Below are 11,804 nucleotides of genomic sequence, written 5' to 3'. Positions count from 1 at the left end.
GTCCGTTCTTCACGGTCTGCCGGAAAAGCAGGGTCGGCACAGGTACGTGGGCACACGGCGCCACCGTCCTCTCTCGGGGAAATCCGCCCCGGTAAGTCGAGGTGCGACGGCGTGAGTCTCCTGACTCGGGATCGACGCTTCCCCGGCCTTCCCACCCCCGACGGGGCGGTGGCTTCGGCGGAGTCGCTCCCCCTACACAGTGGCGGTACCGTGCCGGAATCTCACCGGCTTCCTCGTTCCGCCGTCGCTTGTCGCAGGGAGCATCCCAGCCCGCGCGTGATTGCGCCAGCCCCCCTGAAGCCGTCGGGCGGCATGATGAGGTGGGATCATGACGACGACTGAAGCGATCGTGGTGCCCGAACTGTACGTCGGCTATCCGACGGTGGCCTTCGGCGGATACGTCGCGGGCGTGCTCGCGCGGCGGTCCGACGACGCGAAGCCCGTGCGGGTGGACTTCCGCGGGCCGGTGCCGGTGGAGGTTCCCGTGCCGATCGCCGAAACACCGGGGGGCGGCTGGCAGTTGGGCGAGAGCGGGCGGCCGCTGGCGACGGCGTCCCCGGGGGAGCTGTCGGCCGACGTGCCCGACGCGCCGTCCCTGGCAGAGGCCCTGGCCGCGGCCGAGGCGTTCCGGGCCGACCCGCCGCCAGGAGTCGTGGACTGCTTCGGCTGCGGCCCGGACCGTACGCCGGACCGCGGCCTGCGCCAGCACTGCACCGTGGTCCCGGGACGCGATGTGGTCGCCGCCGCGTGGGTGCCGTCCCCGGCCCTCGCGGACGCCGGCGGGGAGTTTCCGCCCGAGCTCGTCTGGGGCGCCCTCGACTGCCCCGGCAACTGGGCCGGGTGCCTGCTGGGTACGCAGCGCCCGGGTGCGGTCACGGCGTCCCTGACGGGGACGCTGCTGCGCCCGGTCCGGGCGGGCGAGCCGTACATCTCGTACGCCTGGCTGCTCGGCGAGTCGGGCCGCAAGCACACGATGGGCGTGGCCCTGGCCACCGCGGACGGCACCCTCTGCGCCCACGCCGAGGCGCTGTGGCTGGACCCGCGCACGTAGGCCGCGGCTACGAAGTCCCTTCCGCGCCCCGGACGCGTCCTGTCCGCGTCCCACCTGCGTCCCGGCCACCTTCTGCCTGCCCGGCGGGAACGAGCCACAGTTCGACGAAGTCCCGGGTGAGCGGGGCACATTCCCCCCTCAACATCCCGTTCACACCGGTTCACGGCGGTTCATCGAGGGTGCTCAAAGGCATCGAGGCGACGCACGCCGAAACGTCCGCTTAACGAACATGACCATTCACCCAACGGACGATTTCTGGCCAACTTGTTGACGCGCCCCTGACAGCAGGGCACTTCTGGTGCCACTCTTCCCCCGTTCCACGCAGTCGTACCGCTCCGCCAGCTCTGCCCGGGCAGCCCACCCAGCCGCCCGTAACCCCCCTCGCAGAAGGAGTTCGCGTGAGACCCACGCACAACCGTCGTCGCGCCACAGCGACCGGTGCTCTGCTCGCAGCCGCGGCCCTGCTCGCCGTCGGCGTCCAGTCCGGTTCCGCCACCGCGGCCAACACCGCACGGGACACCGCGGCGCCCGCCGCGAAGGCCGCCGACCCCGGCGCCCTGCCCAAGTCGCTCACTCCCGCCCAGCGCGCCGAGCTGATACGCGAGGCCAACGCCACGAAGGCGGCCACCGCGAAGGAACTGGGCCTCACCGCCCAGGAGAAGCTCGTCGTCCGCGACGTCGTCCAGGACCGGGACGGCACCACGCACACCCGCTACGAGCGCACCTACGCGGGGCTCCCCGTCCTCGGCGGCGACCTGGTGGTCGCCGAGACGAAGGCCGGGAAGACCGAGTCGGTCACCAAGGCGTCCGCGGCCACGCTGAAGAACGTCGACACCAGCGCCGAGGTCGCCCCGGCCACCGCCGAGAAGCAGGCCCTTGCCGCCGCGAAGGCCGAGGGCTCGAAGAAGACCGAGGCCGACCGCGCGCCGCGCAAGGTGGTCTGGCTCGTCCAGGGCAAGCCGACGCTCGCGTACGAGACCGTCGTCGGCGGCCTCCAGCACGACGGCACGCCGAACGAGCTGCACGTCGTCACCGACGCGTCGACCGGCAAGAAGCTGTACGAATGGCAGGCCGTCCACACCGGCACCGGCAACACCCAGTACAGCGGCCAGGTCACCCTCGGCACGGCGCCCTCGTACACGCTGACCGACACCGGCCGCGGCAACCACAAGACGAACAACCTCAACCGCGGTACGTCGGGCACGGGCACGCTGTTCTCCGGCAGCGACGACGTCTGGGGCGACGGCACCCCGCAGAACCTGGAGACCGCGGGCGCGGACGCGCACTTCGGCGCCGGGGTCACCTGGGACTACTACAAGAACGTGCACGGCCGTTCCGGGATCCGCGGTGACGGCGTCGGCGCGTACTCCCGGGTCCACTACGGCAACGCGTACGTCAACGCCTTCTGGCAGGACTCCTGCTTCTGCATGACGTACGGCGACGGCGCGGCCAACGCCAAGCCGCTCACCTCCATCGACGTGGCCGCGCACGAGATGACGCACGGCGTCACCTCCAACACCGCCGGCCTGGTCTACAGCGGTGAGTCCGGCGGACTGAACGAGGCCACCTCCGACATCTTCGCGGCGGCCGTGGAGTTCTACGCCAACAACGCCTCGGACAAGGGCGACTACCTGGTCGGCGAGAAGATCGACATCCGCGGGAACGGCACCCCGCTGCGCTACATGGACAAGCCCAGCAAGGACGGCTCGTCCAAGGACGCCTGGTACTCGGGCATCGGCAACATCGACGTCCACTACTCCTCGGGCCCGGCGAACCACTGGTACTACCTGCTCTCCGAGGGCAGCGGCGCCAAGACCATCAACGGCGTGAACTACGACTCGCCGACCTCGGACGGCCTGCCGGTCACCGGCATCGGCCGCGACAAGGCGTCGCTGATCTGGTTCAAGGCGCTGACCACGAAGTTCAACTCGTCCACCAACTACGCCGGGGCCCGCACGGGCACCGTCGCGGTGGCCACCGAGCTGTACGGGGCGGGCAGCCCCGAGGTCCTCGCGGTCGAGCACGCCTGGGCCGGCGTCAACGTCGGTTCCCGCCCCGGCGGCGGCAACCCCGGCGGCAAGGTCTTCGAGAACACCGCCGACGTGTCCATCCCGGACTCCCCCGCCGCCGCGGTGACCTCCTCCGTGACCGTCTCCGGCGTCACGGGCAACGCCCCGAGCAACCTCGCCGTCGGCGTGGACATCGTCCACACCTACAAGGGTGACCTCGTCGTCGACCTGATCGCCCCCGACGGCTCGGTCTACAACCTGCACAACCGCTCCGGCGGCAGCGCCGACAACATCAACCAGACCTACACCGTGAACGCCTCCAGCGAGGTCGCCAACGGCGTCTGGAAGCTGCGCGTCCAGGACAAGGCCGCGATCGACACCGGCTACATCAACAGCTTCAAGCTGACCTTCCCGTAGCGGACAGGAAGTGAAGCGAGCGCCCTGGGGGAACTCCCGTTCCCCCAGGGCGCTTCGCCGTATCGTGAACACATGATCAAGGTGCTGCTGGCCGACGACGAGACGATGATGCGCGCCGGTGTGAAGGCGATCCTCTCCTCCGATCCCGGAATCGAGATCGTCGCCGAGGCGGGTGACGGACGTGAGGCCGTCGAACTCGCCCTGAAGCACCGGCCGGACGTGGCGCTGCTCGACATCCGGATGCCGCGGCTCGACGGGCTCGGGGCGGCGGAGGAGCTGCGGCGCGTGGCCCCGGAGACCGCGCTGATCATGCTGACCACGTTCTCGGAGGACGAGTACATCGCGCGGGCGCTCGGCTCGGGCGTGAGCGGCTTCCTGCTCAAGTCCGGGGATCCGCGCGAGCTGCTCGCCGGGATCCAGGCGGTCTCGGAGGGTGCCGCGTACCTCTCGCCCGAGGTGGCGCGGCGGGTGATCGCGCAGCTCGGGACGGGCGGCCGGCTGTCGAAGGCGGCCGAGGCCCGCGCCCGGCTGGAGCCGCTGACCGGCCGCGAGCGCGAGGTCGTCGCGCTCGTCGGGTCCGGACTGTCCAACGGGGAGATCGCCGAGCGGCTGTACGTCGTGGAGGGCACCGTCAAGGCGCACGTCAGCGCGGTGCTGGCCCGGCTCGGGCTGAAGAACCGGGTGCAGCTGGCGATTCTGGCGTACGAGGCCGGGGTGGTGGGCGACGACGAGCGCGAGGCCGGCGCCTAGACAGTGGCTTCGACGTGGCGTCGTGCGCCCGGCGGGCGGGCCCGCGCGCCCGGACCACCGGGCCGGGCCTACGCGTCGCGTCGCGTCAGGACCCGGTGCGCCGCGGCGAGGGCCCCGCCCGCCCATGTGGCCAGGATCAGCAGGGCCACGCCGGGGCCGAACGGCTGGTCGTCGCCGCTCATGAAGCCGACTCCGGCCGTGCTCGGGAAGTACTCGCTCAGCTCGGCGAGCCAGTCCCACCTGAGCACCTCCCCGAAGCCGAGCAGCACCATCGGCAGGACCAGCATCACGGTGAACAGCGCGATGACCGTCCCGGCCGCGCTGCGCAGCACCACGCCCACCGCCATCGCGAAGACGCTCACCAGCGCCGCGAAGACGCCCATGGCCAGGATCTTCCCCGCCGTCGGCCCGCCGTCGAGGACCCCGTACTCCCCCAGCATCGGCCCGCCCGTGAACGTGCCGAGGATGCCCGCCGGCACCCCGGCGGCGAAGCCCAGACCCGCGACCACGCCCGCCTTGGCCAGCAGCAGTCCGCCGCGCTCGGGCACGCACTGGAGCGTGGGCACGATGGTGCCGGTGGCGTACTCGCCGGTGACGGCGAGCACGGCGGGGGCGATCAGCAGGAACACGACGAAGTACCCCATGACGTCGATCGCGGTCACGGCGTACGGGACGGACGCGAGCGGGGCCCCTTGCGCCTCGTAGTTGTTGGCCGAGGTCATGGCGGTGACCGGGGCGAACGTGGCCATCACGAGGAACCCGCCGCCCAGCGCCCACCAGGTGGAGCGCAGCGTACGGAGCTTGATCCATTCAGCGGCGGCGGTGTTCACGCGCGGGCGCCTTCCTTGTCCTCGGCGCCGTACTCGACGCTTTCCGCGGTCAGTTGCATGTAGACGTCCTCCAGGGACGTTTCGAGGGCGTGCAGTTCGTGCAGCCGTACGCCGTGCTCGTACGCGAGATCGCCGATCAGTGCCGCGTCCATGCCGCGCACGGTCATCTCGTGCGGCCCGTTCCAGTGCAGGGCGTGGCCCGTCAGCGCCTGTGCGAGGGGGCCGAGGTGCGGGCCGCGGACCCGGACGGGTCCGCCGCCACCGGCCCGGAGCAGGGTGCTCATCTCGGTGTCCTCGATCAGCCGGCCCTTGCCGATGACGACGACCCGGTCGGCCGTCTGCTCCATCTCGCTCATCAGATGGGACGAGACGAACACGGTCCGGCCCTCGTCGGCGAGGGAGCGCAGGAGCGTACGGATCCAGCGCACGCCGTCCGGGTCGAGGCCGTTCACCGGCTCGTCGAGCATCAGCACTTCGGGGTCGCCGAGCAGCGCTCCCGCGATGCCCAGGCGCTGGCCCATGCCGAGGGAGAAGGTGCCGGCCCGCCGGTGGGCGACGTCCGTGAGACCGACCTGTTCCAGGACCTCGTCGACCCGGTGGGCCGGGAGCGAGTGACTCGCCGCCATGGCGAGCAGGTGGTTGCGGGCGCTGCGGCGCGGGTGGACGGCCTTGGCGTCGAGCAGTGCGCCGATGCGGCGCAGCGGATGACGGTGGGCGGCGTAGGGCTTCCCGGCGATCAGGGCGCGCCCGGAGGTGGGGCGGTCCAGGCCGAGGATCATGCGCATGGTGGTGGACTTGCCCGCGCCGTTGGGGCCGAGGAAGCCGGTGACCAGGCCGGGGGCGAGGTCGACGGTGAGCCGGTCGACGGCGGTCCGGTCGCCGTACCGCTTGGTCAGTGACTGCAACGAGATCATGCCGGGGACGCTACGGAGCGCGGCCGTACCGGCTCATCGCACGAACGGCAGCACCGGCCCCCTACTTTCGTCGGGGGCCTCGCCCCGGGGCGTCCGGCAGAGTGGGGGGATGCTGCGCAGAGACAGAACCCGCGAGTACTTCTACGACCTCGCCCTGTGGGGGCTGCTCAGCACACCCGTCCTGCTGAAGCTCGACCCGGCCGACGGCGGCTCGTGGTGGCAGGTCGCCGCCGGTGTGCTGGTCCTGGGGGTCTGTGTCGCGCTGTGCAGGTCCTGGCCGCTGGCGGCGCTCGGCATCACCGTGGGCGCGAGCATGGCGGCGTCGGTCGAGCTGTACACGGCGGCGTACAGCCTGGCGCTGGTGGCCTTCGGCTTTCTGACCGGGTGGCGCGGCGAGTCGACCCGGTCGGCACTGTGGTCGTTCACGGCCGTCGCGGCGGCCGGTCTGCTGCTGGTGCTCCTCTCCGGGGCGAGCCTGTGGGAGTGGTTCTCGGTACTCATCACGGTGGCGCTGGCGATCGTGGCGCCGTGGCTGATCGGCCGGTACGTACGGCAGTACGCGCAACTCGTCCGCACCGGCTGGGAACTCGCCGACCGGATGGAACGCGAACAGCGGGCGGTCGCGGACCGGGAGCGGCTGCGGGAGCGGTCCCGTATCGCCGGGGACATGCACGACTCGCTCGGCCACGAACTCGCCCTGATAGCCGTGCGCGCCGCCGCCCTGGAAATCGACCGGGAGCTCGGCCCGGCCCAGCAGCGGGCGGCCGGTGAGCTGCGCCGTGCGGCGGCCGACGCCACGGCCCGGCTGCGCGACATCATCGGCGTGCTGCGCGCGGACGGCGAGCCCGCGCCGACGGCCCCGGCGGGCGAGACGGTCGCGCACGTGGTGGAACGGGCGCGGGCGTCGGGGATGACGGTCCTCCTCGAGGGCGCGCTGCCGGACGCCGCCGTGCCGCCGATGGTGGACCGCGCCGTGCACCGCGTCGTCCAGGAGGCGCTGACCAACGCCGCCAAGCACGCCCCGAAGGCCCCGGTGACGATCACCGTGGCAACCGACGACGACTCCGTGACCGTCCAGGTCACCAACCCCCCGGCCGCGTCCCCGGCCGGTCCGCCGGCCACATCCGGCGGCACCGGCCTGGTCGGCCTCGACGAGCGCGTCCGCCTCGCGGGCGGGACCCTGCGCCACGGGCCTTCGGCGGACGGCGGCTTCGCGGTGACCGCCTCGCTTCCCCTCAGCGGTACGGCCGTACGGATCGAGCCGGCCGAGGCCCCCACCTCCGCCCGGGAACTGAGCCTCGCCCGCAGCCGGGTGCGGCGCGGTCTCGCCCAGGCGATCTGGATCCCGGCGGCCCTGCTCGGCGTACTGGCCGTGCTGATCGGCGCGTTCGCCCTCTACAGCCAGACCCACTCGACGCTCGACCGCACCGACTACGACCTCCTGCACGTGGGCGACAGCCGGGCCGATGTGACGACCCGGCTGCCGCGCTACCAACTGGACGGCTCGCCGGACGCGGCGCCGCCGGAGCCGGCGGGGATGGACGAGTGCGTGTACTACCGGACGACGGACTACGAGCTGACGCCGGTCTACCGGCTGTGCTTCGTCGGGGAGCGCCTGGCGTCGAAGGACGTGGTGGCCGAGGACGAGGGCTAGGGCCAGGGCCAGGGCCAGGGAGGGCAGGCAGCAGATCTACCGCTCCCAACCTCACCGCGAGGGCGAGTCCCGCAAACCACACATCGATCACGACTCGATGCGCGCCCCAGCAGCCGTGCCGGCCTGTGGCGACGCGTTCTCGCGGCGCCTGGCGCGCCAGGCTCCGGCCAGCAACAGGCCGGCCGCGACCAGGAAGACCAGCAAGGGCGAGGGCCCGTCGGCCACGAAGCCGACGACGACCCACGCCGCCATGGCCCACGGGATGAACAGTGGCGGCGTCATACCTCGGCGGTCCAGCCACAGCACGGTCAGGCCGATCAGGAGAAGCGGCGGTCCGAAGCTGAGCACCGTATACCACCACGCGACGGTGGCGTCGCTCATCTGGGGGTAGTCCCCCAAGTCCCAGGTCCCGTCGAACCATGTTCCCGCGTGGTCCGGGGCTGCTTCGACGAGACTGCCCAGCGTGTGCCCCATTCCGGCGAGGGCGATGATCCAACCTGCCCACTTGACCATCTGATTTCTCCGTTCCCACTTCGAAGTCGGCCGGGCGGACGATCAGGTACCGGAACGGAGGGTCCCCGCCATGTACAGCCGCAGCCATGACCCCCTCCGGTTATACAGTTATGTACAAGGCGAGGCTAAACCGGTTATACAGCCATGTACAACCAGCGGACATGCGAGGTGGATCACACGATGGGCAGGCTGCGCACACCGCGCGAGAAGTGGGTCGAAGAGGGACTGCGGGCGCTGGCCACGGGCGGCGTGGATGCGGTGCGCGTCGATGCCCTGGCCAAGACGCTGGGCGTCACCAGGGGCGGGTTCTACGGCTACTTCGCCAACCGTGACGCGCTGCTGACGGAGATGCTCGACGCCTGGGAGCGAGAGAGCGTCGACGACGTCCTCGACCGGATCGAGCACGAGAGCGGCGACGCTCTGGACAAGATCCGGCTGGCCGGGCAACTCACCTTCTCCAGCGACCGCCTGCTGCCCATGGACCTGGCCATCCGCAGCTGGGCCCGCCGCGACCAGGCGGTCGCCGACCGCCTGCGCCGCGTGGACAACCGTCGCATGCAGCTGCTACGCGACGCACTCAGCACTGTCTGCACGGACCCCGACGAGGTCGAGGCCCGCAGCCTGCTCGCCTTCTGCATGGCCATCGGCAGCCACTTCCTCGCCGCCGACCACCCCGGCCGCAGCAGCGACCAGGTGCGCGCCCGCGCCGCCGAGTTCATCCTCGACCGCTCACCCGGCAAGGCCGACCCCACGGACCCGCCGGCCGGCTAGGTGTGCAGTCCGCGGCGGTTGTGGACGGCCGGCCAGGCGCCGATGTGCCGACGCGTCGGCACATCAACGCGTCAGCGCATCAGCACCCCCGCTCCCTCGCCCGTCGCCTCCGTCGGCAGGACGACGAGCCCCAGGTCCGCCCCGGAGGGCAGCAGCCGATGGGCGGGCAGCACGCGCACGGTGTAGCCGAAGGGGCCGGTGCGGTCGAGGGCGAGCGGACCCTCGTAGATCCGGCCGCCGTCGCCCTGCCCGCCCTGCCCGGCCGGCCCGACCGGCTTCAGCGGGAAGACCTGGGCGTCGGCGATCGCGTCGTCGGAGTCGACCCGGCCCGCGACCGCCTGCACCTCCACATCGTCCGGTGTCAGTTCGCCCAGCGTGACGCGGACCCGCAGCACGAGCGTGGCGCCCAGTTCCGTCGACACGGACGCGGTGCCGTCGGGCGCCCCCGCCTCGACGTGCTCCACGGCCACGCCCGGCCACGCCGCACGGACACGGGCCTTCCAGACGGCCAGTTCGCGGGCCGCGTCCCCGTCCAGGGCGAGGGCGCGGTGGGCGCGGGCGGCGGGGGCGTACAGCCGGTCGACGTACTCGCGCACCATCCGGTCCGCCAGGACCTTCGGGCCGAGCCCGGTGAGCGTGCGGCGGACCATCTCGATCCAGCGGCCCGGCAGGCCCTCGTGATCGCGGTCGTAGAAGAGGGGCGCGATCCGCTCCTCGATCAGGCCGTACAGGGCGGCGGCCTCCAGCGCGTCACGGCGGTCGTCGTCATGGGCGGCGGAGCCGTCGGCGGTGGGGACGGCCCAGCCGAAGTCGGGCTCGTACCACTCGTCCCACCAGCCGTCCAGGACGGACAGGTTGAGACAGCCGTTGAGCGCCGCCTTCATGCCGGACGTGCCGCAGGCCTCCAGCGGGCGCAGCGGGTTGTTGAGCCAGACGTCGCAGCCCGGGTACAACGTGCGCGCCATCGCCATCCCGTAGTCGGGGAGGAAGACGATGCGGTGCCGCACCCGTGGATCGTCCGCGAACCGCACCAGCTCCTGGATCAGCCGCTTTCCACCGTCGTCGGCGGGGTGCGCCTTGCCCGCGACGATGATCTGCACCGGCCGGGTGGGGTGCAGCAGCAGCTCGGTGAGCCGGTCGCGGTCGCGGAGCATGAGGGTGAGGCGTTTGTACGCGGGGACGCGGCGGGCGAAGCCGATGGTGAGGACGTCGGGGTCCAGTACGCCGTCGATCCAGCCGAGTTCCGCGGTGTTCGCGCCACGCTGGCGCCAGGAGGTGTAGAGCCGCTCGCGGACCTCCTGCACGAGCTGTTCCCGCAGATCGCGGCGGAGCTGCCAGAGGTCGGCGCCGGCGCGGTCGGTGACCTCGCCGAGCCGGGACACCTCGGGGGCCACCCAGGTCGGGGCGTGCACACCGTTGGTGACCGAGGTGATCGGCACCTCCGACGTGTCGAGACCCGGCCACAGCCCGGCGAACATCTCGCGGCTGACCGCGCCGTGGAGGGTCGACACGCCGTTGGCCCGCTGGGCCAGACGCAGGCCCATCACCGCCATGTTGAAGACCCGCGGATCGCCGCCGGGATGGCTCTCCGTGCCGAGCCTCAGCACCCGCCCGTCGTCATCGAAGTGACGGGCGACCAGCTCGCGGTCGAAGCGGTCGATCCCGGCCGGGACGGGGGTGTGCGTGGTGAACACGGTCCCCGCCCTGACCGCCTCCAGCGCGGCGTCGAAGTCCAGCCCGGACGCGTCGAGTTCGCGGATGCGCTCCAGGCCCTGGAATCCGGCGTGACCCTCGTTGGTGTGGAACACCTCGGGCTCCGGATGGCCGGTGAGACGGCAGTACGTACGCACCGCGCGTACGCCGCCGATGCCGAGGAGGATCTCCTGGAGCAGCCGGTGCTCGCTGCCGCCGCCGTACAGCCGGTCGGTGACGTCCCGCTCGCGCGGGGCGTTCTCCTCTACGTCCGAGTCGAGCAGCAGGAGCGGTACGCGGCCCACCTGGGCCTGCCAGACGCGGGCGCGCAACGAACGGCCGCCGGGCAGGTCGAGCGCGACCAGGGCCGGGGCGCCGTCGGCCTCGCGGAGGAGGGTGAGCGGCAGCTCGTCCGGGTCGAGGACGGGGTAGTGCTCCTGCTGCCAGCCGTCGCGGGAGAGGGACTGGCGGAAGTAGCCGTGCCGGTAGAGCAGTCCGACGCCGATCAGCGGGACGCCGAGGTCGCTGGCGGCCTTGAGGTGGTCCCCGGCGAGTATGCCGAGACCGCCGGAGTACTGGGGCAGTGCGGCGGTGATGCCGAACTCGGGCGAGAAGTAGGCGATGGCGGCGGGCAGCGGTTCGCTGCCGTCGGTCTCCCGCTCCTGGTCCTGGTCCTGGTACCAGCGGGGGCCGCTCAGATAGTCGCCGAGGTCGCGGTCGGCGTCCGCGATCCGGCGCAGGAAGTCCTGGTCCCGCGCGAGCTCGCGGAGCCGCCGCGCGGGTACGGCCCCGAGCAGCCGCACCGGGTCACCCCCGGCGGCCCGCCACCCGTGGGGGTCGACGGCACGGAACAGTTCACGGGTGTCGTGATGCCAGGACCAGCGCAGATTGCGGGCGAGCGGGTTGAGCGGGGCGAGGGGGTCGGGGAGGACGGGGCGGACGGTGAAACGACGAATGGCCTTCACAGGTCCCACCTTCGCAGCGGAGGTTCGGTCATCCGGGGCGCGACGCAACGGTTCGACCGTAAGGGGGTGGTGGCCGTCGCGGCCACGGCGCGAGGAGGGCGCACTGATCCCCCCGCCCGACTGGCGGCACGCTGCCCCTGCCGGGGGGGTGCCCCTATGGGTTTGGTCAACCCGTGGGGGCGGGTTGGGGGTCGTAGAAGGTGCCGTCGCGGAGCATGGCGAAGAGGACGTCGGCTCG

The 11,804-nt window shown here is 72.1% G+C and carries 9 protein-coding genes and 1 riboswitch; of the genes, 5 read left to right on the top strand and 4 right to left on the bottom strand.

Features of this window, described 5'->3' with window-relative positions; translation table 11 throughout:
- Nucleotides 1–91 precede the first annotated feature (91 nt).
- Nucleotides 92–261: riboswitch (cobalamin riboswitch) on the bottom strand.
- Nucleotides 262–328: 67 nt separating this feature from the next.
- From ABT342_RS24560 to ABT342_RS24550, 3 genes are all read left to right on the top strand, one after another.
- Nucleotides 329–1,051 (top strand): PaaI family thioesterase, encoded by a 723-nt coding sequence (locus ABT342_RS24560; RefSeq protein WP_351577754.1) that lies wholly within the window; start codon nucleotides 329–331, stop codon nucleotides 1,049–1,051.
- Nucleotides 1,052–1,449: 398 nt separating this feature from the next.
- The gene (locus ABT342_RS24555; RefSeq protein ID WP_351577753.1) at nucleotides 1,450–3,477 is read left to right on the top strand and encodes a M4 family metallopeptidase; all 2,028 of its coding nucleotides are present in this window, start codon (nucleotides 1,450–1,452) and stop codon (nucleotides 3,475–3,477) included.
- 72 nt (nucleotides 3,478–3,549) lie between these two features.
- Nucleotides 3,550–4,227: a response regulator gene (locus ABT342_RS24550; RefSeq protein ID WP_351577751.1), complete on the top strand. Its 678-nt coding sequence runs from the start codon at nucleotides 3,550–3,552 to the stop codon at nucleotides 4,225–4,227.
- 68 nt (nucleotides 4,228–4,295) lie between these two features.
- On the opposite strand, the gene ABT342_RS24545 is transcribed toward ABT342_RS24550, so the two are convergent.
- Nucleotides 4,296–5,057, bottom strand: coding sequence for an ABC-2 transporter permease (locus ABT342_RS24545; RefSeq protein ID WP_351577748.1), 762 nt, complete (start codon nucleotides 5,055–5,057; stop codon nucleotides 4,296–4,298).
- On the bottom strand, nucleotides 5,054–5,971 hold the full coding sequence (locus ABT342_RS24540) for an ABC transporter ATP-binding protein (RefSeq protein WP_351577745.1): 918 nt from the start codon (nucleotides 5,969–5,971) through the stop codon (nucleotides 5,054–5,056). The genes ABT342_RS24545 and ABT342_RS24540 overlap by 4 nt, the downstream gene beginning before the upstream one ends.
- 109 nt (nucleotides 5,972–6,080) lie before the next feature.
- Here ABT342_RS24540 and ABT342_RS24535 point away from each other — a divergent pair, with 109 nt between their 5' ends.
- Nucleotides 6,081–7,625, top strand: a complete 1,545-nt coding sequence (locus tag ABT342_RS24535) for a sensor histidine kinase (protein ID WP_351577742.1) — start codon at nucleotides 6,081–6,083, stop codon at nucleotides 7,623–7,625.
- Between the two features lie 87 nt (nucleotides 7,626–7,712).
- On the opposite strand, the gene ABT342_RS24530 is transcribed toward ABT342_RS24535, so the two are convergent.
- Nucleotides 7,713–8,138: a DUF6463 family protein gene (locus ABT342_RS24530; RefSeq protein ID WP_351577739.1), complete on the bottom strand. Its 426-nt coding sequence runs from the start codon at nucleotides 8,136–8,138 to the stop codon at nucleotides 7,713–7,715.
- Between the two features lie 180 nt (nucleotides 8,139–8,318).
- On the opposite strand from ABT342_RS24530, the gene ABT342_RS24525 reads away from it, so the two are divergent.
- Entirely contained in the window at nucleotides 8,319–8,909 is a 591-nt protein-coding gene (locus ABT342_RS24525) for a TetR/AcrR family transcriptional regulator (RefSeq protein WP_351577736.1), read from the top strand.
- Nucleotides 8,910–8,980: 71 nt separating this feature from the next.
- Here the strand turns inward: ABT342_RS24525 and glgP are convergent, their stop codons facing one another.
- Complete coding sequence (gene glgP / locus ABT342_RS24520) at nucleotides 8,981–11,566, bottom strand: alpha-glucan family phosphorylase (protein ID WP_351577733.1); 2,586 nt, start codon at nucleotides 11,564–11,566, stop codon at nucleotides 8,981–8,983.
- Nucleotides 11,567–11,804 lie beyond the last annotated feature (238 nt).

This window comes from Streptomyces sp. NPDC000410 (assembly GCF_040300305.1).
In the GTDB taxonomy this organism is placed as follows: Bacteria; Actinomycetota; Actinomycetes; order Streptomycetales; family Streptomycetaceae; genus Streptomyces.
This window is presented reverse-complemented; position numbering and strand designations above follow the sequence as displayed.